The organism is Pseudomonas sp. MEJ108, assembly GCF_030208985.1.
GTDB classification, from domain to species: Bacteria; Pseudomonadota; Gammaproteobacteria; order Pseudomonadales; family Pseudomonadaceae; genus Aquipseudomonas; species Aquipseudomonas fragariae.
The window spans coordinates 1-25,360 of record NZ_JARVSW010000022.1; the positions used below are offsets into that span (position 1 = coordinate 1).

The 25,360-nt window shown below is 59.8% G+C and carries 31 protein-coding genes; 6 read left to right on the plus strand and 25 right to left on the minus strand.

From position 1 onward, the window contains the following. Nucleotides 1-134: 134 nt before the first annotated feature. On the minus strand, nt 135-1,169 hold the full coding sequence (gene argC / locus QRN50_RS12280) for an N-acetyl-gamma-glutamyl-phosphate reductase (RefSeq protein WP_003411695.1): 1,035 nt from the start codon (nt 1,167-1,169) through the stop codon (nt 135-137). 133 nt (nt 1,170-1,302) lie between these two features. Here argC and hemJ point away from each other — a divergent pair, with 133 nt between their 5' ends. The 5 genes from hemJ to coq7 all read left to right on the plus strand — a co-directional run bounded on the left by hemJ (nt 1,303) and on the right by coq7 (nt 4,775). Continuing rightward, the gene (hemJ, locus tag QRN50_RS12285; RefSeq protein ID WP_003401951.1) at nt 1,303-1,731 is read left to right on the plus strand and encodes a protoporphyrinogen oxidase HemJ; all 429 of its coding nucleotides are present in this window, start codon (nt 1,303-1,305) and stop codon (nt 1,729-1,731) included. A gap of 85 nt (nt 1,732-1,816) precedes the next feature. After that, complete coding sequence (locus tag QRN50_RS12290; RefSeq protein ID WP_003401952.1) at nt 1,817-2,731, plus strand: DUF805 domain-containing protein; 915 nt, start codon at nt 1,817-1,819, stop codon at nt 2,729-2,731. 56 nt (nt 2,732-2,787) lie between these two features. Further along, a complete protein-coding gene (locus QRN50_RS12295; protein WP_024659392.1) occupies nt 2,788-3,564 on the plus strand; it encodes an SDR family NAD(P)-dependent oxidoreductase in 777 nt (258 codons plus the stop codon). A 103-nt stretch (nt 3,565-3,667) separates the two neighbouring features. Next, on the plus strand, nt 3,668-4,006 hold the full coding sequence (locus tag QRN50_RS12300) for a histidine triad nucleotide-binding protein (RefSeq protein ID WP_003316306.1): 339 nt from the start codon (nt 3,668-3,670) through the stop codon (nt 4,004-4,006). A 121-nt stretch (nt 4,007-4,127) separates the two neighbouring features. After that, nucleotides 4,128-4,775 carry a 2-polyprenyl-3-methyl-6-methoxy-1,4-benzoquinone monooxygenase gene (gene coq7 / locus QRN50_RS12305; RefSeq protein ID WP_003401955.1) on the plus strand — a complete coding sequence of 216 codons (648 nt, stop codon included), beginning with the start codon at nt 4,128-4,130 and terminating at the stop codon, nt 4,773-4,775. A 70-nt stretch (nt 4,776-4,845) separates the two neighbouring features. On the opposite strand, the gene speD is transcribed toward coq7, so the two are convergent. After that, the gene (gene speD / locus QRN50_RS12310; protein ID WP_003316303.1) at nt 4,846-5,640 is read right to left on the minus strand and encodes an adenosylmethionine decarboxylase; all 795 of its coding nucleotides are present in this window, start codon (nt 5,638-5,640) and stop codon (nt 4,846-4,848) included. Between the two features lie 242 nt (nt 5,641-5,882). Next, the gene (locus QRN50_RS12315) at nt 5,883-6,305 is read right to left on the minus strand and encodes an OsmC family protein (RefSeq protein ID WP_024639966.1); all 423 of its coding nucleotides are present in this window, start codon (nt 6,303-6,305) and stop codon (nt 5,883-5,885) included. 201 nt (nt 6,306-6,506) lie between these two features. Here QRN50_RS12315 and crp point away from each other — a divergent pair, with 201 nt between their 5' ends. Beyond that, nucleotides 6,507-7,151, plus strand: coding sequence for a cAMP-activated global transcriptional regulator CRP (gene crp, locus QRN50_RS12320; protein WP_003401959.1), 645 nt, complete (start codon nt 6,507-6,509; stop codon nt 7,149-7,151). A gap of 11 nt (nt 7,152-7,162) precedes the next feature. Here crp and QRN50_RS12325 read toward each other — a convergent pair whose 3' ends face one another. The 22 genes from QRN50_RS12325 to QRN50_RS12430 all read right to left on the minus strand — a co-directional run bounded on the left by QRN50_RS12325 (nt 7,163) and on the right by QRN50_RS12430 (nt 25,348). Beyond that, the gene (locus tag QRN50_RS12325) at nt 7,163-7,858 is read right to left on the minus strand and encodes a lipoate--protein ligase family protein (protein ID WP_060406096.1); all 696 of its coding nucleotides are present in this window, start codon (nt 7,856-7,858) and stop codon (nt 7,163-7,165) included. A 34-nt stretch (nt 7,859-7,892) separates the two neighbouring features. After that, complete coding sequence (gene trpC / locus QRN50_RS12330; RefSeq protein ID WP_011269105.1) at nt 7,893-8,729, minus strand: indole-3-glycerol phosphate synthase TrpC; 837 nt, start codon at nt 8,727-8,729, stop codon at nt 7,893-7,895. Continuing rightward, on the minus strand, nt 8,726-9,775 hold the full coding sequence (trpD, locus tag QRN50_RS12335; RefSeq protein ID WP_024640873.1) for an anthranilate phosphoribosyltransferase: 1,050 nt from the start codon (nt 9,773-9,775) through the stop codon (nt 8,726-8,728). Before trpD ends, trpC begins: the two co-directional genes overlap by 4 nt. A gap of 21 nt (nt 9,776-9,796) precedes the next feature. Then, on the minus strand, nt 9,797-10,396 hold the full coding sequence (locus QRN50_RS12340; RefSeq protein WP_004415847.1) for an aminodeoxychorismate/anthranilate synthase component II: 600 nt from the start codon (nt 10,394-10,396) through the stop codon (nt 9,797-9,799). 411 nt (nt 10,397-10,807) lie between these two features. Next, entirely contained in the window at nt 10,808-11,320 is a 513-nt protein-coding gene (locus QRN50_RS12345) for a lysis system spanin subunit (protein WP_192873921.1), read from the minus strand. After that, nucleotides 11,317-11,862 carry a glycoside hydrolase family 19 protein gene (locus QRN50_RS12350; protein WP_057457391.1) on the minus strand — a complete coding sequence of 182 codons (546 nt, stop codon included), beginning with the start codon at nt 11,860-11,862 and terminating at the stop codon, nt 11,317-11,319. The genes QRN50_RS12345 and QRN50_RS12350 overlap by 4 nt, the downstream gene beginning before the upstream one ends. A 231-nt stretch (nt 11,863-12,093) precedes the next feature. Then, on the minus strand, nt 12,094-12,591 hold the full coding sequence (locus QRN50_RS12355; protein WP_024643155.1) for a tail fiber assembly protein: 498 nt from the start codon (nt 12,589-12,591) through the stop codon (nt 12,094-12,096). Between the two features lie 354 nt (nt 12,592-12,945). Then, the gene (locus tag QRN50_RS12360) at nt 12,946-13,512 is read right to left on the minus strand and encodes a tail fiber assembly protein (RefSeq protein ID WP_024639975.1); all 567 of its coding nucleotides are present in this window, start codon (nt 13,510-13,512) and stop codon (nt 12,946-12,948) included. 7 nt (nt 13,513-13,519) lie between these two features. Next, a complete protein-coding gene (locus QRN50_RS12365; protein WP_024639976.1) occupies nt 13,520-14,983 on the minus strand; it encodes a hypothetical protein in 1,464 nt (487 codons plus the stop codon). Between the two features lie 10 nt (nt 14,984-14,993). Continuing rightward, entirely contained in the window at nt 14,994-15,593 is a 600-nt protein-coding gene (locus QRN50_RS12370; RefSeq protein WP_024661073.1) for a YmfQ family protein, read from the minus strand. Beyond that, complete coding sequence (locus tag QRN50_RS12375; RefSeq protein ID WP_003401993.1) at nt 15,581-16,621, minus strand: baseplate J/gp47 family protein; 1,041 nt, start codon at nt 16,619-16,621, stop codon at nt 15,581-15,583. Before QRN50_RS12375 ends, QRN50_RS12370 begins: the two co-directional genes overlap by 13 nt. Beyond that, the gene (locus tag QRN50_RS12380; RefSeq protein ID WP_024652217.1) at nt 16,611-17,009 is read right to left on the minus strand and encodes a phage GP46 family protein; all 399 of its coding nucleotides are present in this window, start codon (nt 17,007-17,009) and stop codon (nt 16,611-16,613) included. Before QRN50_RS12380 ends, QRN50_RS12375 begins: the two co-directional genes overlap by 11 nt. Further along, the gene (locus QRN50_RS12385; RefSeq protein WP_003372720.1) at nt 17,006-17,518 is read right to left on the minus strand and encodes a phage baseplate assembly protein V; all 513 of its coding nucleotides are present in this window, start codon (nt 17,516-17,518) and stop codon (nt 17,006-17,008) included. Before QRN50_RS12385 ends, QRN50_RS12380 begins: the two co-directional genes overlap by 4 nt. Next, nucleotides 17,515-18,642 (minus strand): phage baseplate assembly protein, encoded by a 1,128-nt coding sequence (locus tag QRN50_RS12390; protein ID WP_003401994.1) that lies wholly within the window; start codon nt 18,640-18,642, stop codon nt 17,515-17,517. Before QRN50_RS12390 ends, QRN50_RS12385 begins: the two co-directional genes overlap by 4 nt. A 3-nt stretch (nt 18,643-18,645) precedes the next feature. Further along, nucleotides 18,646-20,070, minus strand: a complete 1,425-nt coding sequence (locus QRN50_RS12395; RefSeq protein ID WP_096127451.1) for a DNA circularization protein — start codon at nt 20,068-20,070, stop codon at nt 18,646-18,648. Next, nucleotides 20,067-22,226, minus strand: coding sequence for a phage tail tape measure protein (locus QRN50_RS12400; RefSeq protein ID WP_096127452.1), 2,160 nt, complete (start codon nt 22,224-22,226; stop codon nt 20,067-20,069). Before QRN50_RS12400 ends, QRN50_RS12395 begins: the two co-directional genes overlap by 4 nt. Next, nucleotides 22,226-22,432, minus strand: coding sequence for a hypothetical protein (locus QRN50_RS12405; RefSeq protein ID WP_103360398.1), 207 nt, complete (start codon nt 22,430-22,432; stop codon nt 22,226-22,228). Before QRN50_RS12405 ends, QRN50_RS12400 begins: the two co-directional genes overlap by 1 nt. Beyond that, a complete protein-coding gene (locus tag QRN50_RS12410) occupies nt 22,357-22,653 on the minus strand; it encodes a phage tail assembly protein (RefSeq protein WP_003316280.1) in 297 nt (98 codons plus the stop codon). The genes QRN50_RS12405 and QRN50_RS12410 overlap by 76 nt, the downstream gene beginning before the upstream one ends. After that, nucleotides 22,650-22,997 (minus strand): phage tail tube protein, encoded by a 348-nt coding sequence (locus QRN50_RS12415; RefSeq protein WP_011269114.1) that lies wholly within the window; start codon nt 22,995-22,997, stop codon nt 22,650-22,652. Before QRN50_RS12415 ends, QRN50_RS12410 begins: the two co-directional genes overlap by 4 nt. Before the next feature lie 60 nt (nt 22,998-23,057). Beyond that, entirely contained in the window at nt 23,058-24,554 is a 1,497-nt protein-coding gene (locus QRN50_RS12420) for a phage tail sheath subtilisin-like domain-containing protein (RefSeq protein WP_024652213.1), read from the minus strand. 18 nt (nt 24,555-24,572) lie between these two features. Continuing rightward, nucleotides 24,573-24,761, minus strand: coding sequence for a DUF2635 domain-containing protein (locus tag QRN50_RS12425; RefSeq protein WP_024639981.1), 189 nt, complete (start codon nt 24,759-24,761; stop codon nt 24,573-24,575). Further along, nucleotides 24,758-25,348, minus strand: a complete 591-nt coding sequence (locus QRN50_RS12430; protein WP_096127453.1) for a phage tail terminator protein — start codon at nt 25,346-25,348, stop codon at nt 24,758-24,760. The genes QRN50_RS12425 and QRN50_RS12430 overlap by 4 nt, the downstream gene beginning before the upstream one ends. Nucleotides 25,349-25,360: the final 12 nt, after the last annotated feature.

The following is a 25,360-nucleotide window of genomic DNA, read 5'->3' on the forward strand; positions in this document are numbered from 1 at the left end:
ACAAGCTACAAGCTACAAGCTACAAGCTACAAGCTACAAGCTACAAGCTACAAGAGCATGGCCGGCCCGCCTTTGCCTTGCAACTTGAAGCTTGCCGCTTGAAGCTTGAAGCTTGAAGCTCAAAGCTGCCTCCCTCAGGGCATCATGCCCGCATGGGACAACCCGGCGCGCTCATCGAGGCCAAACAGGATGTTCATGTTCTGCACCGCCTGACCCGACGCACCTTTGACCAGGTTGTCGATCACCGAAAGCACGACGACCAGATCGCCGCCCTGCGGACGATGCACCGCGATGCGGCACACGTTGGCGCCACGCACACTGCGGGTTTCGGGATGGCTGCCCGCTGGCATCACATCCACGAATGGCTCGTCGGCGTAGCGCTTCTCGAACAGTGCCTGCAGGTCCACCGAGCGATCAGTGACCGTTGCATAGAGCGTGGAGTGAATGCCACGAATCATCGGCACCAGGTGTGGCACGAACGTCAGGCCGATGTCGCCACCGGCAGCGCGACGCAGCCCCTGGGTGATTTCAGGCAGGTGGCGGTGGCCCTTCACGGCGTAGGCCTTGAAGCTTTCATTGGCTTCCGAGTACAGCGAACCGATATTCAGACCACGGCCCGCTCCGCTCACGCCAGATTTGCAGTCGGCAATCAGACGAGTGTTATCGGCAATACCGGCTTCAAGCAGCGGCAGGAAACCCAACTGGGTAGCGGTGGGATAGCAACCCGGTACGGCGATGAGTCGCGCGTTCCTGATCTGTTCGCGGTTGACTTCCGGCAGCCCGTACACCGCATCCTCCAACAACTGAGGAGCACCATGAGGCTGGCCGTACCACTTGGCCCACTCGACCGGATCCTGCAGACGGAAGTCGGCAGACAGGTCGATCACTTTGGTGCCTGCCGCGAGCAATTCACCAGCCAGGGCATGGGCTACACCGTGGGGCGTGGCGAAGAACACCACGTCACAGGCACCCAGGGTTTTCACGTCAGGCACGCTGAACGCGAGGCCGTCGTAGTGCCCGCGCAGGTTCGGATACATGTCGGCGACTGGCATGCCGGCCTCCGAGCGCGAGGTAATGACCACTACTTCTGCCTGCGGATGCTGTGCCAACAGACGCAGCAGCTCGACCCCGGTGTAACCCGTGCCGCCGACGATACCGACCTTGACCATAACCTGCCCTCAACGAAACAACTGGAAAGCGGTCGATAATAGGAGCCTATCGCCTCTGCGACAACCGACAACGTGACGTATGGGCGCACAAGACACTACTATTCGGCCACCGTGAACCTGGGAATAATCAAAAATGCTCTATCTATGGATAAAGGCGCTTCATGTCATTTCAATGGTCTGCTGGTTTGCAGCCCTGTTCTATCTGCCAAGACTGTTCGTCTATCACTCGATGAGTGAGGACACGGTCAGCCGCGAGCGTTTCATCGTCATGGAGCGCAAGCTGTACCGTGGCATCATGACCCCGGCAATGATCGCAACGCTGGTCTTCGGCGGCTGGCTGATCAGCTTCGACCCCAGCGGTTATTTCAGTCAGGGCTGGATGCACGCCAAGCTCGCACTGGTTGTCCTGCTGATCGGCTATCACCACGTCTGCGGTGCACAGGTCAAACGCTTTGCCCGTGGCGAAAATGGCCGCAGCCACGTGTTTTATCGATGGTTCAATGAAATCCCGGTACTGATCCTGATCGCTATCGTCATTCTGGTTATCGTCAAACCCTTCTGACTTCAATCATCAGTAACGCGACAGGGCGCCCTGTCTCAGACAGGCGCCCGGCATTGTTTTCCATTTAAAGACAAGGAAGCCCCGTATGGCCGATTCACACTTCAAGATTGTATTTGAAGGGCAGGTGCGTGAAGGCGTCGAGCTCGACACCGCAAAGGCCAACCTGGCGGGGCTGTTCAAAAGCGAACCGTCTGCAGTGCAGAAGCTGTTCAGCGGTCAACCCGTCGCGCTCAAGCGCGGGATCACTTATCAGGATGCGGAACGCTACCTGAAGGCGCTGGACGATGCGGGCGTCGAAGCACGTATCGAACCTGACGTTGAAATCAGCCTGAGTCTGGATGAAGTCGTCAGCCAGCCCTCCCCCAAACCCGCGCATCTGGAAATATCGCCCTACGCACCGCCCAAGGCACAGGTCGGCGCTGATCAGCCCGGTCATTCGACGCTGAAGGTCTTGAGTATCCATGGGCGTATCGGGCGCTTGCGCTATCTGGCGTGGAGCATGGTCCTGAGTGCCGCGACGCTGGTGCTGGTAGGTGTGTGCCTGCTGGTCATGAACGGTTCGCTGGTCGCCGGCGGCCTGCTGATGGCGGTGGTGCTCGTCGTGTTCGCTGTCATAGGTGCGCAGATCGGCGTTCAGCGGCTGCACGATCTGGGTTGGTCGGGCTGGCTTCTGCTGCTGACCATGGTGCCGTTCGTAGGCAGCGTCTTCCCGTTTCTGATGATCCTGCTGCCTGGAACGAAAGGCCCCAACGCTTTCGGCCCGCCGCCGCCACCGAATTCCCGAGGCGTGAAGACCCTGGCCATTCTGTGGGTGTTACTGATCCCGATTGTCCTGATCGGACTCACCGCCGGCGGCGCAGGCATGCTGCGTGATGAGCTGGAATTGCAGACCGACGAATACGAGCAATCGCTCCCTTACGACGACGAAGAAAGCCGTGACAGTGCCTTGACCGCGCCAGCGGATGTCAACATAGAGCCCGAAGAACAAAGCGACAAGTAATAGACTGCTCACGGTTCGGCAGACTGCCGGTCGCAACACGCTCAATGGAGAAATGCATGACCCGTTACGCCCTGATCACCGGCGCGTCCAGCGGCATAGGCCTGGCGATGGCCGAAGCGCTGGCACGTCGCGGTCGCAACCTGATCCTGGTCGCCCGCCAGCGCGACCTGCTGGAAACAATTGCACTGGAATTGACTCAGCGTTTTGGCGTGGAAGTGCTGTTTCGAGCCTGCGATCTGGGCGAGCCGCTGAGACTCTCGGGCTTTCTGCTGGAACTGGAAGACGGCGCCCATCAGATCGATCTGCTGGTCAACGCTGCGGGCATCGGCACCTGCGGACCTTTTCTGGCTCAGGACTGGAGTGCAGAGCAGGACCTGATCGATCTGAACATTCTGGCCCTCACGCGCCTGTGCCACACGGTCGGCAACCTGATGGCCATTCAGGGCGGCGGCCAGATACTCAACATCGCCTCGGTGGCGGCATTCCAGCCCGGGCCATGGATGAGCACCTACTATGCAAGCAAGGCGTATGTGCTGCATTTTTCCGAAGGGCTGCGCGAGGAAGTGAAGAAAGCCGGCGTAAAGGTCTCGGTGCTGTGCCCCGGCCCGACCAGGACGGCTTTTTTTCGCACCGCGCAGTTGCAGGTCAATGTGGATAACCTGATGAGCCCCGAAGAAGTGGCGCTGTATACCGTTCGCGCGCTGACAAAAAACCGCGCAGTGATCACTCCCGGTTTCGGTAACCGGCTGTGGACGCTTAGCCCGCGCCTGGTTTCACGCTGGCTGGCCCGCCAGATCAGCGGCTACATCAACAAGAAATACTGCCCGCGCTGACCGACAAACGGCTGGGCGAGCCGCGTCTTGCTCAGTACACTCGGACGCGCTGAAGCACAGCGATACCCTGTGACGACCATCAACCGACAAGGAGCAAACGGCTGTGGACACTTTGTTTACCAAGATCATCAATCGGGAAATCCCGGCGAAGATCATCTATGAAGATGATCAGGTACTGGCCTTTCACGACATCGCCCCACAGGCACCCGTGCATTTTCTGGTTATCCCGAAAAAGCCCATTCGCACCCTGAACGATCTGACCGAGGAAGACAAAGGCCTGGCCGGACATATTCTGTTCACGGCGCAGCGTCTGGCCCTCGAGCTGGGCTGCGAAGAAGGCTTCCGCGTGGTGATGAACTGCAATGAGCTGGGCGGGCAGACCGTCTACCACATTCACATGCATGTACTTGGTCAGCGCCAGATGAACTGGCCACCGGGCTGAGCCAGCGTTTTCGGGCTTCCCGGCCGACCAGCGTGTGTGATCAGCGCTGGTCGGACGACACAAGCCCTGCCCGCTCCGGCCGATTGGGGTAAACTGCCCGCATGATCTTCCGGAGGTGCCCATGGCTACCGAACGTCAATACTCCCCCCTCGACCGTCTGTTACTGCAAGCCGACAGCGCGATGCGCACATTGCTGCCGTCCAGCGCGCACTCGCAGCGCCCTTCCCCCGCCGTTGTTCAGCCCGAGCACAAGATGAGCGAAGTCGACACGCGCCACGTCGCGGGTCTGATGCGCATCAACCATACCGGCGAAGTCTGCGCCCAGGCGCTTTATCAGGGCCAGGCGCTGACGGCAAAGCTGCCCAAGGTGCGCAAGGCGATGGAGCGTGCGGCTGAAGAGGAAATCGATCATCTGGTCTGGTGCGAACAGCGCATTCATCAGCTTGGCAGCCATACCAGTGTGCTGAACCCGCTGTTCTACAGCCTGTCCTTCGGGATGGGCGCAGTAGCCGGCGTTATCAGCGACCGGGTCAGCCTGGGTTTTGTCGCGGCGACCGAAGATCAGGTCTGCAAGCACCTGGCTGAACATCTGGAGCAACTGCCGACCGAAGACGGCAAGTCCCGGGCTATCCTGCAACAGATGCTCAGCGATGAAGAACACCACGCTGAATCCGCACTGGAGGCAGGCGGTTTTCGCTTCCCGGCACCGGTCAAGTTCGGCATGAGTGTGCTGGCCAAGGTCATGACCAAGTCGACTTATCGCATCTGACAACACGTATACAACCCCCCATAAAAAAGGCGCCTGCATCAGGCGCCTTTTTAATGTCCGGAATCCGGGTTTATACGGCGACGTTGCGGCCGTAGAAGATTTCCAGCATTTCGTGTTTGACCTTGGCGGTCACTTGCTCGCGCTGCTCGGGAGACAAGTTGCTGGTGGCGTCGCCAAACAGGTAGTTGTCCAGTTCGAACTGCTTGAGCAGCATCTTGGTGTGGAACAGGTTTTCCTGATACACGTTCACGTCGGTCATCTGGTAACCGTTGCGCGTGTCTTCGGACAGGTAGTTCTGGATCGAGTTGATCTCGTGGTCGATGAAGTGCTTCTTGCCTTCCACGTCACGGGTAAAGCCGCGCACGCGATAATCGACGGTCACGATATCCGACTCGAATTTATGAATCAGGTAGTTCAACGCCTTGAGCGGTGAAATAACGCCACAGGTCGACACATCGATATCCACGCGGAACGTGGCAATACCGTCAACCGGATGAATTTCCGGGTAGGTGTGGACCGTGATATGGCTCTTGTCCAGGTGCGCCAGGATGGTTTCCGGCAGTGGACCTGGCGACTCTTCGATCTGGCTTTCGGTAGGCGTCACCGGCTGCTCCGAGATCAGAATGGTCACACTGGCACCTTGTGGATCGTAATCCTGACGCGCAATGTTCAGGATGTTGGCACCAATGATATCGACAACATCAGTCAGAATCCGCGTCAGGCGTTCTGCGTCGTACACACTGTTGATGTACTCGACATACGCCTGCTGGTCCTGCGGGGTTTCCGCATAGCAGATGTCATAAATGTTGAAGCTCAAGGTCTTTGTCAGGTTATTGAACCCGTGGAGCTTGAGTTTGCTTTTCACCGTTAAAAACTCTCTATATGGGTGCGGCGCCAGCCGCGTGATCAAGCATGCCCGTCAGGTGAGCCCGGCTCATCTGCGTAGGACGGTTAACACCTCTTCGCGTTGGCGATTTTGGTTGTCTGTTCGGACCGGCAGCAGAAAACCAATACATGCTGCGCCCGTAAAAAGTGGCGCATTATGCAGACGTCCGAAGCCGTCTGCCAGAGTGTGCGCCGTTTTTATGATCGTTGGATGTCTGGCGTTCAGCCCAGTTCGACAATTTCATAATCGTGAGTGATCTTCACACCCGCGTTGCCGAGCATGATCGAGGCCGAGCAATACTTCTCTGCGGACAGTTCGATCGCCCGCTTGACCTGTGCTTCTTTCAACTCTCGTCCCTTGACGACGAAGTGCAGATGGATCTTGGTGAACACTTTCGGGTCTTCATCGGCCCGTTCGGCATCCAGAAACGCCTCGCAGCTTTCCACGGGTTGGCGCGACTTCTTCAAAATGCTCACAACGTCAAAGTTGCTGCAGCCACCCAGCCCGATCAAGACCATTTCCATCGGGCGTACACCCAGGTTGCGACCACCGCTTTCCGGCGGACCATCCATTACCACCACATGACCACTGCCGGATTCGCCGAGGAACATGGCTTCGCCAGCCCATTGGATGCGTGCCTTCATCGCCAAGACTCCACTGTAAAAAAGGGGTCGCCAGCTTAGCACAGGGCCAAAAGCCGCCCGGAAGAAATGCCTTTTGTAGGAAATGCGTAGGAATGTTCGCAAATAGCTTCCTACACGTCTGGAAAAGCTGGCGAGAATAAAGGCGCAGCCGATACCTATAGGTATGCCATTTGGCCATACACCTTATTTCGGAAGCCTCGCATGGTCGCAATAACCTTTACGCCCAAAGCAAACAGTCTGGACAAGCTGCTGCCCCATGCAGAACGCCGCCGCTGCCCCGCGAAAACCAACATCATCAATGCTGGTGAGCGTTCCGAGTCGTTGTTTCTGATCCTCAAGGGATCAGTCACGGTTTTGATCGAAGACGACGAGCGCCGGGAGATGATCGTCGCCTATCTCAACAGCGGGGACTTCTTCGGCGAACTGGGTCTGTTCGAGCAAGCGGGAAAGGAGTCCGTACGCAGCGCCTGGGTGCGGGCCAAGACCGAATGCGAAGTGGCCGAGATTTCATATGACTCGTTCCGCGAGCTGACCAGGCAAGAGCCGGAAATTCTGTATGCGCTCGGCAGCCAGATGGCCGAGCGCCTGCGCAATACAACGCGCAAGGTCGGTGATCTGGCGTTTCTCGATGTCACCGGGCGAGTGGCTCGCACGTTGCTCGAGTTGTGCAAGCAGCCGGATGCAATGACTCACCCGGACGGCATGCAGATCAAGATTACCCGCCAGGAAATCGGACGCATCGTCGGCTGTTCGAGGGAAATGGTCGGACGCGTGCTCAAGGCCCTTGAAGAACAGAGCCTGGTCAACGTCAAAGGCAAGACCATGGTGGTCTTCGGGACACGCTGAGCCCTTGGTATTCAGAGCCCGGCGAGCAGCTTGCGGTAAGCCTGCGCCAGACGCTCCAGGACGTCAGCACCCGGAAACGCTTCGTACAAGGCAATGTGACTTTCGGCCTGAACACGCGGCTCAAGCTCACACAGCTCATTGAAGCGGTTTACCGCGGCCGCCATCTGAACGCGCTCGTTATCCAGCAGCAAGGCGCCATGCGCCAGCACTACGGGACGCGTCCCGCCCTGGCTCTGACGCCAGCGCTGAGCCGTTCCAACCATTTTGCGACCATCGAGGTTGACGTTGAAGCGACCGTCGCAGAATGCGCCTGCCACCTCACCCAGTGAGGCTTGGCCACCCAGGTCGGTCAACAGATCGAGAATCGGCTGACATAATCGCAGGTAGGCGGTTTCTATACGGTCACGATCCACGTCAGTGGGCGGCTGCGCGTAGACCAGCGCGATGTTCAGCGTGGCAGAGGACTGCGGCACTGGCTCGCCGCCGGTTTCACGCAAGAGGACAGGCCATGCATTGTCCGACAGGGTCTCGCTGGCCTCGGCAAAACCCGCTAACCGGCTCATCCGCCGTGGCATGACCAGCGCCCGATCATTGGGCCGCCAGAACAGCAGCCCGTGATCTGCAGCACCTGCACATACCGACGCCAGAAGATCCTGCTCGGCCTGCAGGCCTTGTTCGACACATATGTCGATGATCGAGTCTTGCATGCCGGCCCTCGCAAAGATGTTCAGCTCAATACGCTCAGTCGCTGGACGAAGCGCTTACTGCAATCTTGCGCTCCGGGAAGAACAACCGCTGCAACTCGGCGCCCGGGTGTTCGGCACGCATGAAGGCCTCACCCACCAGAAACGAGTAGACATCGCTGATTTCCATCAGCTCGACATCCGCACGATTGAGAATGCCGCTTTCGGTAACGACCAGGCGATCACGCGGGATGCGCGGGAGCAAGTCCAGCGTGGTTTCCAGGCTCACCTCAAAGGTATGAAGGTTGCGGTTGTTGATGCCCACCAGCGGTGTATCGAGCGTTTTGAGTGCGCGCTCCAGTTCGTCGCCGTCGTGCACCTCGACCAGTACATCCAGCTTCAGGCCCTTGGCAACGGCAGCCAGTTCAGCCATTTGCACGTCATCCAGTGCCGACACGATCAACAGAATGCAGTCAGCGCCCAAAGCACGTGCTTCGACCACCTGATAAGGGTCGATCATGAAATCCTTGCGGATCACTGGCAGGTTGCACGCCGCACGTGCCTCCTGCAGATAGGCATCGGCGCCCTGAAAGAAGTCCACATCGGTCAGCACTGACAGACAGGTCGCGCCACCGGCCTGATAACTTCTGGCGATCTCGCCCGGCAGGAAGTGTTCGCGGATGACGCCCTTGCTCGGCGATGCCTTCTTGATCTCGGCGATAACGGCAGGCTGCTTTGCCTTGGCCTGAGTGATCAATGCCTTGGCAAAGCCACGTGGCGCGTCGGCCCGGGCGGCCTGTTGTTCAAGCTCGGTCAGGCCCACAATCGCACGACGAGCCGCAACTTCCTCGGCCTTTCGGGCAAGGATCTTTTCCAGTACGGTTGGCACACTCATGCTTCGTTCTCCTGCTTGAATACCGCCGTGAAGGCACCCAGTTCTTCCAGTTTTTCCCGCGCCAGGCCAGTGTGCAGCGCATCGTGCGCCAGGGCCACGCCTTCTTTCAGGCTTGTCGCGTGATCAGCAGCATAAAGCGCGGCGCCGGCATTGAGCACGATCATCTCCGCAGCTTTCTGCCCGTTCTCGGTTTTGCGGCGTCCCAGCGCATCGCGGATCAGCTCCAGCGAAGCCGCCGGGCTTTCCACGGCAAGGCCGTACAGGCTCTGACTTTTGATGCCCAGGTCTTCGGGCTGTACCCAGTATTCGGTGACTTCGCCGTTTTTCAGCTCGGCCACGAAGGTCGGTGCGGCCAGACTGAATTCGTCCAGGCCGTCCTGCGAGTGGACCACCAGCACATGCTTGCTGCCCAGACGCAGCAGCACCTCGGCCAGCGGGCGGCACAGCGCCTGGTTGAACACGCCGACGATCTGATGACGAACGCCGGCCGGATTGGTCAGCGGGCCGAGCATATTGAACAGTGTGCGCAGACCCAGTTCGCGGCGCGGCCCGGCCGTGTGCTTCATGGCGGTGTGATGAGACTGGGCGAACATGAAGCCGATACCCACGCTGTCGATGCAACGCGCTACCTGAACAGGCGTGAGGTTCAGATAAACCCCGGCAGCCTCGAGCAGATCGGCACTGCCGCTTTTGCCCGAGACGGCACGATTACCATGCTTGGCCACGGTGCAACCCGCGGCGGCGATGACGAAAGCGGAAGCTGTCGACACGTTGAAAATATTCGCGCCATCGCCGCCCGTGCCAACAATGTCGACCACGCCGTCCAGGGTTTTCAGTTCGACCTTGCCAGCCAGCTCGCGCATGACCGACACCGCACCGACGATTTCATCGATGGTTTCGCTCTTCATGCGCATGCCCATCAGAAACGAACCGATCTGCGCTTCAGTGCATTGGCCGGTCATGATTTCGCGCATGACATCGCTCATCTCTTCAGTGGTCAGGTCCAGCTGGTTGACCACGCGATTGAGCGCGCTTTTGATATCCATGGGGGTACTCATAAAAAATCCTTAGCCCTGACGATGACCGCCACTCTGCTTGAGAAAATTGGCGAACAGCTCGTGGCCCTGCTCGGTCAGGATCGACTCGGGGTGAAACTGCACCCCTTCGACGTTCAATGTCTTGTGGCGCAGGCCCATGATCTCATCGACCGAACCGTCTTCCAGCGCAGTCCAGGCCGTCACTTCCAGGCAATCGGGCAGCGTATCCTGTTTGACCACCAGCGAGTGGTAGCGGGTGACCACCAACGGATGATTCAAGCCATCGAACACCCCGCCGTCTTGGTGAATGACCGGGCTGGTTTTGCCATGCATGACCTGACGCGCGCGGACCACGTCGCCGCCAAAGGCCTGACCGATGGACTGATGCCCGAGACACACGCCCAGAATCGGCAGTTTGCCCGCGAAGTGCTTGATCACATCCAGCGAGACGCCGGCTTCATTGGGCGTGCACGGGCCAGGCGAAACGACGATGTGCTCCGGGTTCAGGGCCTCGATCTCGGCGATGCTCAGTTCGTCATTGCGAATGACTTTGACGTCCGCCCCCAGCTCACCGAGGTACTGCACGACGTTGTAGGTAAACGAATCGTAGTTATCGATCATCAGCAGCATTTTGCTATCAACCTTTTGATTTACTGACTTGATTCAGGCCTTCCGGATTCTGCTTCACTCATGCATCCCCTCGTCAGCCACAAGGCCGGGGGACGGAGAAAAACATCACAAAATCGAAGGCATACAGGTACGGGACCGGCAGGGCCGGCAAGGAAATAGTCAGGCGCGCCAACGCCAACGGGCGTGAGCCTTGATAACGCGCATCAAAAGCTTGCTGACTGTCGTCACGGAAGGGGTCTCATCGGTACGTTTCAAGACATTAGCGTACCGAATCGGCCGGTGCAATATGAATGTACCGGGCCGCGCCGATTGAAAAGCAGTTAAAGGCTGAAAAGAGGGCCGCGCCTCCTTGCGGAGGCGGGATTGAGGCAGGGGCACGATGGCCTGGGAGGTGGGGAGCCGAGAGGAACATCAGTGCGCAATCTCGCGCACATAGGCTTGGCAGGCCTTCAAAGCGATCAATCCCTGATCGCCGTAGTCGGTGATGGCGACAATTCGTCCAGCAGCCGCTGGGTCAAGTTCGCCTCGCGGGCTTCCATGAACCACGCCGCCGGTGTCGGTGCCGGCTGGCATGCCATCACGGTTGGCGGGGCTGTTGGCGAGGAGGACTGACAAGCGCAAATCAGCGGTAGCCAGGCGATCACGCAAACGAGCCTGAGCAGTCTGTGCATCGCTCAACTCCTTGTGGATGGTTGTATCGTTGGTGTGCAAACGGACTTCCAGCGCCCGTCGTTGTGCCTGCTCGGCGTTCTGCCAGTCGACGACCGCCAGCGCCGCCTGCTCGCGCTCGCGCTGCCACGTCAGCGCTTGCGTGGACAGTTGCAGGCCATAGCGGGCCGCCTGCCATTTCCAGGCGGCCCAGGTACCCAGCCCTGACCCCAGCACGAATGCGAGGATCAGGAATCGCATATCCAGCACTTTCACGGCAGCACCTCCAATGCCCGCTGGTAAAGCGCCTGCCGATCCGCCAGGCCGTTGGTACCGCCGTTGATGCGGCGGGTGATCATCAAAAAATCACCCTGGTCTGCCAGCACGTTGAGGTTGGCCCGATCCCAGAACCATGCCGCCGACATGGCCGCGTGGCCGGGTTGTTCGAGCAGTTGCGGCTGGGCAAGCAAGTCCAGCCCGAGCGCCTCCCCGCACGCCTCGTAGTTGGTCCGCCCCGTCACCTGAATCAGCCCACGGCCCCGATACAACTGACCGTCGCCATCTGCTTCTGGCGTGTTGCCCAGACGCAGCGCCAACTGGCCCGTGTCGTACTTCGCCAGGTAGCTGTCACTGCCCAGCTCGCGCACATAACGAAGCTGCCCGGACTCATGCCCTATCTGAGCAATGAACGCGGCGATACGCAGGCGGGTGTCGATGGCGTAACGGGCCATGGCGATGTTGAGAGCAGGAACGAAAACGCCGGCTTTAGAGCCGGCGTTGGGGAGGATTTGCAGTAGTTGTTGCTGGTTGATAGGCATGGTTACTCCTGCCTTGCTTATGACGCTCGTCAGTGTCCCCCATCGACGAAGCTCTCGTGACTCAAGAACGACGCGCATTACGGGTAAAAAAACGCCCCATCATTGACCTGAGTCGTTAGCAGCAGTCATATCGGCAGGTCGCGGCCATAGCGAAAGCAGAAACAACAACTCCAGCCTCATAGCTGGCGCCGGATGCAATTCGTTTTCGCGCACGCCCTGCCAAATGGCTAACTACTCAGAAGGTGGCACATACACAAAAGGCTGCGCAGGCGCCACTGGCCAGTCGAACTTCCTTGGGTAACCTGGCAATGTGTCAATTAGGGAAAGCTGCACGCGATAAAGACGGAACGCGTACAGCTCAGCTTTTAGGGCTGGCACGGATTTCAATTGCTCTTCGGTCGCCAGATTCATTGCTATGGCGTCTTGAAGAATATCCAGTTCGTCCAGCAACGAGTGAATTCGATAAGTAGCGTTACTTGACAAGTTATTCCGCTGACTCGTCACCAGCTGCAGGACCGCCTCCTCGGTCGGCTCGAGAACCGGGCCGAACTCACCGGCGAGGGCACGGTTAAACAGATCGACGCCATGAGCAGCGGAGTCGTTGGGAGACGCACTAAAAGGCACCTCGCCGTAAGTGTCTTTAAACTCTGCAAACAACACCCACAGATTAATGTATGTGTGTGCCATATCGGACCAACGTGGATCACGAGCGCTTATTACTGTGTACATATGAATACCTTCGGTTTTCTAGTGAGAGAGTATGGGTTTATGAATGATTGACGCTTGCGGGCGTCGGCGGACCTCCTGTTTCGTTTGATGACAGGAACTAAAACGCCGGCGGTGGGGCCGGCGTCAGGGATGATGTTGAGTTGTTGTTGCTGGTTGACAGGAATTGATACTCCTCTGGGGCTTGCGGGACGAGCCCACCCCTTGAGTCGACAAGGCTCTCCTGTTCAAAAGCGAGATTAAATGGCGAATAAAACAACGCCCCCTCAGAGCGGGGCAGTTCGTCTGTACTTGCGCCCTACCGGGGCTAGCTGTTCTGTAGGCACGGGCAAAAAAAAACCGCTCTCGCAGTCATGTCTACAGGGCAGTTGTACCCGAGGGCGGTGAAGGCCATTTGATCTGGAGAGGGTAATCCGGGGTTTGCTCGATCCGGTTCAGTTCTACGCTATAGCGTTTCCATTCGAGCAAACTTGCCTTCTCCGCCTCGGTGGCATCTCCCAGTTCTTCGGCATACTGCAACGGGGCGATACGTGTAGCTGCTTCCTGCAAACGCTGGTCACGAACCAGCAGAGCGGCGGAAGCCAAAGCGGCCTTCTGCGCTTCCGTATCAAGAACCCATTCACCCTCTCGCCAAACGTAATACTTGCCGGGCCATTGTTTGGCGGTGAGCCGTTCAGGCGGCAGACCGAGGCTGCTCCACTCCTCTACCGAGCCGTCGTTTATTCGATACATCAAGCCACGGCGATCTATGACCTGCTGCAGCTCACCATTTATCAGTGTCCAGGCAAATCCTGTGTTCGGTTCGTTAAGCAACTCGGTCATGCTTACAGCATTGCTGGGCGTTTGCTCGCCCAGTCCAGGAACAACCGGTAATTCAACAGGCCCTATCAAGGCCCCAGAGTCGTCTATCAAGTAAGTAGGCATAATGTCCTCAGATCAGTTTAATACGGCCGGGATAGGCCATGTTGCGGCTACGGAAACGAATCCAGTTGTTCATCGGTTGCTGGTCGTCTCTCATAGCAGCTCCCGTCACGCCGTTATCTGTCGTTTCACGGAGATACGCAGAACCTCCAGCTGGAACCAATGCACCGATCGGCAACAAGCCATTAGGGCCTGTGGAGTTGAGGCGTCCATCTGCCTGGGCGTGACCACTGCCCAACAAGTAAGTACCCGTTTCTATGTCAGACCCGCTCCACTCCTGAGCCACCGTCCTCAGCCAAGTGCCGTCCTGCCAAGATCCGGCGACACGCGACGTATCGACGCCACGAGACTCATCCAGTACCCGCAGGAACTCGCCCCTACCTTCGGGCCCTCGGAAGGTCAGGGCGCCGTCGCCACTGCTCCATCCACCTTCCTTGCCGGTACGAGCTGCTTCGGTGTAAACCATCCCGGACTTTTGCGCATGATCCCAAAGCCACGGCCAGTCGGCGCGGTTGAGAAGCCCACCGTTCAACGCTCCGTATCCTCCTGGGCTGAACAACGTCGTTGTTTCGAAGACGGGTCGTCCCAGAGGTGTGTTGTCGTAGCGTCCTACCGGCCACCAACTCCCGGCACCATCGCTGCGCAGATGCCACCAGTCTCCAGCCCCCATCAGAACCAGAAAGGAATAACCAGCAGCATTTAGATGGGTATGAAACCTGATCTTTTCCCCGGCACTTGCATTAACGGTCAGCCGGTTGCCACTGCCGTCTATTCTGCGAACAATGACGTCCTTGACACCTAGTGCCGCGTTTGAGGAGGGCAGTGTGAACGCACGATTGCCGCCAGTGGCATCCAGTAGCAGCAACTCCATCTGGTCTCTTGTAAAAACTGTATCGGTGGTGAAAGAGAACACTTTTTGAGAGTCGACCTCCTCTACCTCTGTCATTTTGCCGCGCTTGGTGATGTAGATCGCGTCAGTATTAAAAACAAGCTCTACCCACTCCGCCGCATTGAGCTTCAACGTATTGCTGCCGGCACCGTATAGGGAGATGATCTCAGCACCATTGGCCTTGATAGTTGCCGCTGCTGGCGATGCGTTATGAAAGGTTATCGACTTACCTACCACTACGTTCGCTTTGGGAGGCAAGGTCAGCGTGATGCCCCCAAGGTTGATTCTGTGCCAATGCCCCGCCGCTCCGGGCAACAGAGTTTCAGAAGCGGTGTAGCCAAACCCGGCACCTTTATAGGCCTGCCTGACTTGCGAACCAATCTGCGTAATTGCGGTTGCGAGCTGGTCTGTTCTGGTTTCATCAGGCTGCTCACCACCGGCCGCCATCGCATTCAAAATCTCCTGCGTGATCGAGTTACCCCACTGCGCAGGAATAAGCGAGCCGGGCATGCCGGTCGCCGGGTTTTCATCTACAAACTTGCCGCTTGCCAAGCCTACGCCCGGCACACTCTTGGGATAATCCACATTGTGTTCCTCAGTTGAAGTTTACGAATTCGACGCTGTGCGCCGGTGCTGCTCGACGGATCAAACATTCGATTGCGAGCCCGGGATTCACCCCGAACCGCTCTCCCCAGTAGCTGGCCCCGAAGCGTCGGCCCAGGCGCTGGCGCCCGCCGGTGTTCAGGGTCCACATGAATTGCGCGTTCCAGGTGCCGAAGTACGCTTGGCCAAAACGCGAACGCCCCATACGGGGCGCTCGGTGTTCGGTCACGGTGGCATCGGGGTAGCCCTGGCTGATGGCAATGTCGATGTAGAACGCCGCGTTTTGCCCTCCTGTTGCCACGAGCCGCTGGCGCACCGACAGACGCCGGTCAGCGAACAACGGTTTGAGCCCCAGGCACGGGTCGGGCAGGTTCATCACCCGCTCCCAGTCCGGGACCAGCTCACTGACGGTGGCGGGGTCCATCTCGTTGAGCAGGTCGAACGCGCGGCCATCGATGCGCGCGAACTCGCGGGACAGCCCGGTAATCACCTGCTGCAATTCCGGCACCCGCTCCGGATCCCACGCTGGGCCGGGGGGCAACAGCGCCTGCAGTTGCCCGGCGTAGTGTTCGGCAGTTCTTATGAAGACCATTGAATACCCCCGAACGTGAGCAGCTGGTTGGCCGCCGCGGTAACGTTGGCCACGGGTGAAACCAGCACATGATCGGTTTCGCCCGTCGCGCGACTGATAGCCTCGGCGATGTGCGTGAGCAGCAGGGTTTCGCCCAGCCCGCCCTCACGGTTGTGCAGGTCCAGCAGCTGCGCCTCGACCGCCGCCCGCACGGCGGAGGTGTCCGGTGTGAGCCGGATCGTGTAGACCACCGGTTTCTGCACCGGTGCCAGCACATACACATCCGCCGTAACCGGACGCAGCGGCTCGATATACGCCGCGACCGCAGCGAGCTGCTCAGCGTCAGGAATGGGATCGGCCTGGTCGTCACGCATGAAGAACACCGCCACCGTCCCCGGCCCCATGAACCGGCGCACACACCAGGCACGCGTCACGCCCGGTACCTCCAGCGCCCAGGTCACGTAATCATCCTGATTGCCGCCATGCGGGATGACCCGGTAGGAGCGCACGACACGCGCACGCAACGACTCGATACTTTCCTGCGAAATGCCGCCGGACAGTCCGTCGGCAATGACGGTGAAGGTGCTGTCGATGCCTTCGACCGGTTGCACGGCAGTCATCACCAGACCGGCATCCGCGTTGCCCAGAACACCGGCATCCACCGCTTCGACCGTGGTCGTGTTATTGCCCGCAACTGTGGTGACGCCTTTGGTGACACGGTAGAAGCGTCCATCGCTGAACTGCAGCACAGTGTCCGCATCCAGCACCGCGCCGGCTGCAGCGCTGAAGCGCACCGTGCCAGTAGCGGCCTGTGCCACCTTGCGCGGTTGCCTCAGGCGCAGGATGGCTTGCCGCTCGAGGGTTTCCTCGTCGGCGGTGTCCGGCAGAATCTGGTCGGCGATCCAGTCCTGATAGCCGTACAGCCCGTAGGCCGCACCGCTGTGCGCGCGGGACAATACCCGGGCATCGGACTGACGTAGCGCTTCGTCGGCGAGGTCGACCTGGGTTCGGTTGATCAGCGCCGGTAACGTAGGTGTTTCAAACGGCATAAATCACCTGCCACTGTTCAGAAGGGTTGAAACGCACGATCTGACCGTCCGAGACGACCAGCTCGACGCCCAGGTTCAGGCGGTTGCTCTGAACCTGTTCGGTAAGGATGTTGATGTGCTGGACCTGGCCATCTTCGATCAGCCAGTCGAGCGCTTCGCGGGCATAGAACTCGGCGTCGCGCTGGGTCTGGGCAGTCAGCCTGACCCGGCGCAGCAGCCACAGCCTGGAACCGATGCGGTCATTGGCCTGTGCCGGGTAGGTGTCGCCCCACCAGCCATAGCGCTCGGCATCGTCGAACGGGTCGTCCGCTTCAGCACGTCGCCAGGTGAACAGGCTGATGACCACCGAGCGCAGCAGAGACGCCTGCAGAGAGCCTTCGATGATCATCCGGCACCTCCAACGGGCGGCCCGCTCTGGCCATTCCCGCCCTGCACGTTGCCGTGCAGATGGCTGATCTGGCTGATACCCGCGGCGAGCTGGTCGCCCTGGGAGACGATCTTTCCGGTCTGGGTGATCTGCGGTGTGTCGAAGTTCACGGCCACCGTCGCCTTGATGTTCAAGGTGTCGGTTTCAATGTCGATGACCTTGCCGCGCTTGAGGTGAATCTTGTCGCCCTCGTCGGTGTAGATCGCCACTTCGCCCGACTCCAGCCCTTTGAGCCGATAGCGCCGGTCGGCCACCACCAGCAGCAGACCGTGCGACCGGTCGCCACCAATGAACGCGGCGATACCTTCAGCGCCGGCCAGTGGATTGCTGGTGAAACCGTAGGGTTCGAAGTGCTCCATGTCGTCCTTGACCTCTCCGGCGGTGAGGCGCATTTGCAGCGCCTGCATTTTGCTGCTGGCCCTGGCGAGCACCACGGTGCCGCGCACCAGCATGCGATTGAGTAAGCTCATGAGGTTGTTTCCTCGTCGATGGGCAGCAGCCAGGAGTAAGCATCCTGATTGACCTGCACCTTGCTGCGCTTGTTGGGGTCACCCGGCTCGGCCTGGAAACCTTCAGGCGGACCGACCACCAGTGTGGTGATCGTGCCTTGGTCACTCAGCGAATAGGTCACGGCTGAAATCAGCATGTTGCGGCTCGTAAAACCGATGACCGGATCGATCACCCGGACCATGGTGTTATGCCGCCAGAGCGCCCCGTTGGACTGCCGCCAGCCCTGGACCTTGTAGGTGGTGAGCAGCGCCTTGCCAGCCCGCTGACCACGCTCCCAATTGGCGCGACTCAGGGCGAGTTTGGGTGTGATCGGCGCATCCTCATGAACGACCAGTACGCGAAGCCGCTTTTTATGCGCGGGATCGTCATGCCGGTTATCCGTGACCTCGGCCGAGACCTCCGACGACTCCTTGCCGAACGTCTGGTCATTACCGGTTTGTTGACCGATGACCCGGTACTCGGAAAAAAGCCCGGAAAAGTCCCGCGCGATGACGGCGCTCAACACGTTCTTGCCAAGTTCGAGCGCGTCTGCGCTCTGCCCGCGACTACCCGGCCTGGCCAGCACCACATTGCCGTATTCGTCATCGGTGGAAAAAATCCGGAACAGGGTCAGCAGCCGGTCAATGGACTTGAACACGGTTTCGGCAGGCTCGATGGTGTGATCGGCCATCTTCGAGGTTTCCGGTATTTCGCTGATCACCGACAAACCATAGGGAGCAGCCAGCGCTTCAACGATCTTCAGCACCCCCACCTCCTTCCACTGACTCGGCTTGTTGATGGCCGAGCAGTCGATGAGGTCGGCGGTTTTCGAGCGTCCGGAAATCTTTAGCGTGACTTGCTTGCCGTCATAGCTGATCGGCGCGGCAAACACCCAACCGGTCAGAATCAACTCGCCGCCGATACGCACTTCGCACGCGGCGCCAGGCGTGATCGGATGCGAGATTTCAGTGCCCGGCCACTGCCAGGTAATGCTCACGTCAAAGCTGCGCGCCTGACGCTCGATCCCGGCAGAGATTTCCACCGACTTCCAGCCGGCATAGTCGTGCTCGTCAACCGTCAGGGTGACAACGTTAGGGTCGATCATGGGTCACTCCTGAGCGATCTTCAGCGTGCCGGGCGGCACGAAACCCGGATGGGCCAGCCGATTGCGCTGCACCATTTCCTGCGCCCGGCTGGCGTCACCGAATCGGCGATAGGCCAGCACCAGCGCGGGCAAAGGCTCGGACACCTTCAGGTCCACCAGACGCACGCCAGAGGCCGCCACCGCGTTGAGGTGCCTGATCAACGCCTGACGCAACGTGTTGAGCGCCAGGTAATGTTCAGGGTCGGCTTTCAACGACGCTTCCCAGATGGCTGAACTCAGCGTGTCGCGCAGTTCGATGACGTCATCGGCAACCGGCACATCGACGCGCTGCAGTGCTTGCGTCACTTGCTGATCCAGCGACGGCACCACAGTGAGCGGCATGACGGTCGTCGCAACCGGCATGCTCGCGACGATTTTCGCCACCTTGACCAACAAGGCATCCTGGACCAGATTGGCCGCGGCCTGCGCCGTCACGCCGGTATCCAGCCCGCTGCTCTGGCTGACCAGATTGATGCCGGACACCGCTTCCGCCTGTTGCGTGGCCTCGGAAATCACCGACCGGTAATCGACCGTTTCAACAGAGGACACGCCGCCATTGCTGCCGGACCTTGCTGCCGCGCTGCTCGCAGCGGTGCCGTTACTGCCACTCGCGGAACCATTGCCTGAGCCGCCCCCTGTCGAGTTGCCGGAACCTGAGCCGGCATCCGTTCCGGTACTCGCCCCGCCAATACTGCTGGTGCCGTTCGCTCTTCTGGCTCGACGACTGTCACCGTCGAAACTGGCGAAGAACGTGCTAAACAGCGTGCTGACCGTCAACGGCGCATTGACCAGCGAATGCACCAGCGCGGTGACATCCGAATAAATCGTCATGAACGGTGTGAACTGCCGCTGAATGGTCGCGAATACTCCCGACAGGGCGCTGCGCAGCGCCTGAATATTGATACGCACCGCGTCCACTGTGGCCATCACCGAGCGGTAGCGCCTGAGCGCCGAGCCCAGCAGGCTCTCGGACGCCCCCAGCAACTGCCGTCGCGTATTGAGCGTCGACACGGGAAACTTGAGCGGGTTGGCCGGATAGAATTTCAGGTCCAGCCGGACGAGTCCGCCTTCGCTCAGGTTGTGTGTAACACCACATTCGCCAACCTGGACCTGCACGCGACCCAGCCAGGGATGTACCAGCTCGCCGGCACCTTCCTGCTCCAGTGCCTGCAGCAATTTGTCTCGCTGTTCGAAACAGTCGGGACCGACAATGAACCCCGTCAGCGTATGCACTTTCGACTGTTTGCCCAGCGACTCGAAATAAGGCTCGTCGCGTTGTGGAAACTCATGCAACTGCCCCTTGCGGCCTGCCGGGACGACGGCTTTTTCAATAAAAAAACCGACGCCCCGGAAAGACGCTGGCAGCAGGCTGTCACGCCATGTACTCATGATCCGGCTCCTGCGCCGAGGGTTCGATAACCGACGTTTGGCGATATCGTCAAACCCGGCTGGTTGGTTTGCACTTGCCCGGCACGCATGCCCGGCGGCGCGTTTTCAAAGCGAATGTTGAGCTCGCCTTCAAGTCGCGGGCCGGCCCCGGCTGCGCCCTGTTGCAACAACAGGCTGCCGGGGGCCAGCGGGGTGGGTACGCCGAGCAATTGGCTGGTCGGCGGCACGCCAGTGGCCTGATTGAGCAACTGTTGATTTGTGCGAACGTTCTCGACGGCACCGGCCGCCAGAAACGTTCCAGTCCCGCCGCCTGGCCCTGCGTTGCGTATCCGCTGTTCTTCCGCGAACTGATTGGCCTTCTCGGTCGCCCGCTGCAGGACGGTCTTATTCGTGTCGCCACCAAACCAGCTCATGATCGGCTCGATGAATGGCTTGATGTCCGCCCATAGACCTGCGAACCAGGTTTTGATCGGCTGCCAGTTCTCGATGACCATGCCCAGCGGCGAAAAACTGAACAGCGTTGCCAGCACATCAGTAAACGGTTGTGCCTCGGCCTTGATGGTTTCCCACAGGCCGGCCAGGTACTCGGACAGCGGCTGCCAGTTGGCCACGACCATGCCCAATGGCGACCACGCAAACAGCGTCTGCAGAAAATCGAAAACCGGCGTGGCCAGCGCCCTGATCACGTCCCACAGCGCAGCAAAGAATTCGCTCAGTGGCTGCCAGTTGGCTGCGATCATGCCCAGCGGCGTCCAGGCGAAGACCGCCTTGAGTACGTCCCACAGCGCCATCACCGGTCCGCGAATAGCCTCCCAGACCGCCTGAAAATAAGGTGCAACGGTCGACCAGTTGGCGATCAGAAAACCTGCCGCCAGCGCGAGGCCGCGCACGATCAGGCCGAGCGGGGACATGCCCATGACCGCAGCCAGCAGCCCGGCGGCACTCGTTGCAGCGAGAACGGCGACTTGCAGTACGCCGAAAGCAATCGCGGCGCCCACGACGCCCTTGATCACCTCTGGGTGTTCGGCCGCCAGCGCGGCGACCTGAGAAATCATCGGCCCGATCACGGCCATTGCTTCGTTCATCGCCGGCAGGAACATACTGCCGATATTGATGCCCAGACGATCGACACGGTTAGTCATCTCTTTGATGGCAGTGGCCGTGGTCTGGGAGTTGTCTGCGAACTCCTTCTCGATGGAGCCGCTGTTTTGCACGCCCTCCCCGACCTTGGCCAGGTTGGACTTGAGCACATCGAGGTGGGCCAGCAGCGGCGTGATCGCGCCCAGCGATTCGGCACCGAACAGCTGCGTGATGACGTCCGACTGTTTGCCAGGATCAACACTGGAAACCGCCGTCAGGACCTTTTCAATGGTCCCGGACGGGTCACTCTGCATGCCTTGGGTCAGCTGGTTGACGTCGAGCTGCAACGCCTCGAACGCCCCGGCTTTCGCCGCGCCCCCTTCGGTCAACGACTGCATGAACCGCTTCATGCCGCTGGCGGCCACATCGGCCGGCACATCGACGCTGGCCAGGGTCGCGCCCATTGCCGCCAGTTGCCCGGAGGCCATCCCCGCAACCGGCCCGAGCGGGCCCATTGCAGTCACCATGGTGGCGATTTTCTTTTCCAGGTTGTTGCCGCCGAGCACGTTGATCTTCTCGGACAACGCCGCGACCTGCGGCTGAGTCATCTGAAACGATGACCGCCATGAGGCCATCATGTCGCCCGACTCGGCCGCCGTCTGATCGAATGCGACACCCATTTTCACGGCGTCGCTGGCAAACCCGGTCAGTTCTTCGCGCGGTACGTTGGCCTTGGCACCTGCGGCGACAATCGCCGCGATACCGTTGGCGCTTTCCGGCAGTCGTTCACTGAGGTCCAGAATGTCGGAACTCATCTGCTGGAACTGTTGCGGTGTTTCAAAGGTGACCGATCGTTTCACGCCGGCCATGCTGGTCTCGAAACCGATCGCTGCCTTTACCCCGGCAATCAAGGGCTCTGCCAAAGCATTGCTCTTGATCATCTCGCCCACTTCGACGTTCCCAAGACCAGAGCCTTTAAGCCTGGTCTCGAAGCCTTCAACGTTGTTGCGGATAGTTGCCAGCGTTGGAGACAGCTTGTCGACGCCGGTAATCAGCGTCTTGATAGTGTCTGCCATCACTCCCCCTGCAGGATCTGGTTGATGCGTTGCGTCTGCAAGATCGACTCGGTGATGATGTCCAGCTCCCTGGACATCATCAGTTCGGGATCGGTCTTCCAGAAGTACGCGAGGTCGTAAACGACGGCGATCAGTCCTTCGAGGTCGCTGATGCCGCTGCCATGAAAAAACTCGCAACCTTCCAGCTCAGCGTGTTGATGTCGCACAGGTCCATCTGATTGACCGACGAGGGCGGGATGCCAGCGCAGACGGCGATGTATTTCGCCGCCACGTCCAGATCCAGGGAGACTTCCTCGTTCTTGTCGATCCTGTACGGCAGGGCCTTGATGGCCCGCGCTTCCTGCGCCGTAGGGCGCCGGAAGGTCAGTTGCGAAAGGGTTTCGCCGTGCGCTTCGATCGGGCTGGCCAGGTCGATGACTTCACTCATTGCCAGCTCCCCTGATTGCCGTCGAATTTCAGCTCGATGGTGCCGTCGTCAGCTTTGCTGCTCGGCTCATCGACCAGGTAGGCGCCGGACAGGACGTAGGTCTTGCCGTTCTTGAACTCACAGGTGATGGTCATGTCCACACCGGTGGTGAGCAGCTTGAGCGGCAGATCGGCGGTATGCACGGCGGTAAATTTCAACCACGCGGCCTTATCAACTTCCTTGTAGTAGCCCGGTACGACGGTATCGCGCTTGATGTTCATCAGAGGCGCTTCGCCGCCGCCGCTGATGGTCAATTGGGTGCCATCCACTTTGATGTAGCAGGTACCCGCAACTTTCTGACCCATGTTGTTTATCTCCAGAATGAAAAAACCCGCACGAGGCGGGCTTGAAAGGGTTGGTTAGGCTTATGCCGCTTCGTCGTACTGCAAGCGGAACTGGTTGAGCAGCGCGAACACGCGCAGGCCGTTGATGTAGTCAGGCGGGAACATCACGTTCACGCGGCTTGGGTCATTGCCGTCACGCTCGACGATCAGGTGCTGGGCGAACGTTTCGGCGTTCTCCACATGACCCTCTTCTTCAAGACGTGCGTACTGCGCAATCAACTCGCCACGGATGGTGCTCGGCGTGATGATCGGCTGACCGGCACCGAAGCGCGTGCCATCGTTGGCCAGCTTGTGGCGGCCGTACTTGCTGGTGATGATGCCTTGCAGGCGACGGATGATGAACGCCGACTGGTGCATGGTTTCGCTGTCCAGGTACGAGTTGTCAGCCTGGCCATAAGCGTTCTTCTGATAGGTGGTGATCGAACGCTGAATGCGCACGTAACCGCCTTCGTAGTACGCCGTGGCGATGCCGTAACGCAGCAGCGACTCACGCTCGGTCAGGGTGAAACGCTGACTGGCCGGAGCCGGATCGATGCCAGGCATGGTGCCGCTCTGGGTCGGACGGCTGGCGTCGGCAGAGATGAACACCGCCGTGCGCGCAGCCAGTGCAGCGGCTTGCAGCCAGACCGGTTGCGGAACACCGTTTTCCACACCCTGCAGGGTGATGTGCTGATCGTTGCGCAGTTGACCTGCGGCCACCAGCGTACCGACCGTGCCGCGCTTGGCGCTGTAAACGTGACCGTACAACTGACGCGCCCAGCTCCAGCGACCGGTGCTGTCGTCCATTGCCGCTTTCCAGGCATCCAGCGTAGCGGTGTCGGTCCAGGGCATGCAGATGAACTCGAACGGCTCATCGCCCAGCGCAGCCAGTGCCTTGAGCTGATCAGGCGTACCCACGCCGCCGGTCATGGCTGATACTGCCGCCGTCAGGCCAGCCGGAATGACTTCGCCATTGGTCTTGCCCTGGCGATTGAATTCCAGCTGGATGTCATTGCCGCTTGCCCCGCTCCATTTGCAGGAAAGGGTCAGCACACCCGCTTCGACAGCCGCGGTGATCGGCAGGTCAGGCGTGGCATTGATCTTTACCGACAGTGCCGTGGCCGCCTGGGCAGCGGTTGCGCCGTTGACCACAGTGGCCTGCACTCGCATGCCGCCGACATACAGGTTCAGCAGACCGGCTTCGGTCGCCGCCCCGGTGAGGGTGACTTTCGCGCCGGCCTTGGCGCCTTCGGTACTGAGCAGCGGCAGGCACCAGACTTCGCCGGTGGGGTCCGCCTTGCGCCAGGTTTCATACATGGAGGCCAGCATGGAGCCCTGACCGCCGATGTTTTTCGCCAGCGCCACGCTCGGCACCAGCACCAGAGAACCCAGTTCGGGACCGGACACATCGTCGTTGACCTGCGCAACGATCAGGCGACGCATGCTGGCCGACGCGCTGTTGGCGGCAGAGTTGTCCATCTCCGCATAAAACAGCGGCACGCGGACATCGGATGGAATGTTGTTAAAGCTGATAGCCATTGTTTGGCTTCCTCTTGGTTAAGCCGTGAAGGCTTGATGGGTGGTGGTGGATTGCTCGGTTTTAATGGTGATGTCGCCGTCGTTCTGACGACGCTGCCACCAGGCGTTGAAGGTCACCTGCCGGCCTTCGACGGGCAGCAAATCGCCCGCCTCCGGATCCGGCACAGTGCGGCCCTCGGCCGGTATTACAGTGATGCGTTGAGTCATGGGGTTACCTCTGCTGTGAACTTCGCTTCGATACGGCCATCAGGGCCGGGGGATTTCAGATTCGGATCTGCGGGGTCAACGCAGTCCATCTCGAGGGTGGCGCCGGTAAAACCGGGCAAACCATCCAGATACGCTTCGTGCCAGGTCTCGGCAGGCTGATCGGCGGTGTTGCGGCCCAACTGGAACTGCGCGGCAAAGCCGAAGCGATACGTCACCCGGTCGCCGCTGATCTGCACCAGCGCGCCACCGGTGTATCGCATCGCGTCGTAATCGTGATCCGGGTTCCAGCCCACCAGTGCACGCCACAGTTCGGCGCGCAGGGCATGCAGTTGCTCACTGGCTTGCTGCCCGCGCTTGTCACCGCCATCGAGCACCACCACGACATCAATCGTGTCGGTGATGTTCTGGCGAATGACGTTCTGCAAATCGTTGGCCGTGGACTGATCGCCAGTGGCAATCACGTACGCCGACGGGTGAGCGAGCTGATCGCCGAGGGCGACCGCAGCCCAGTCGATACCGGCACTGATTCGCCCGGCAAAGCTCGGGCAGGTCGCCTGCAAATGGGCAACTATCGGGGTTATCTTCATAAGGGGTTCCGC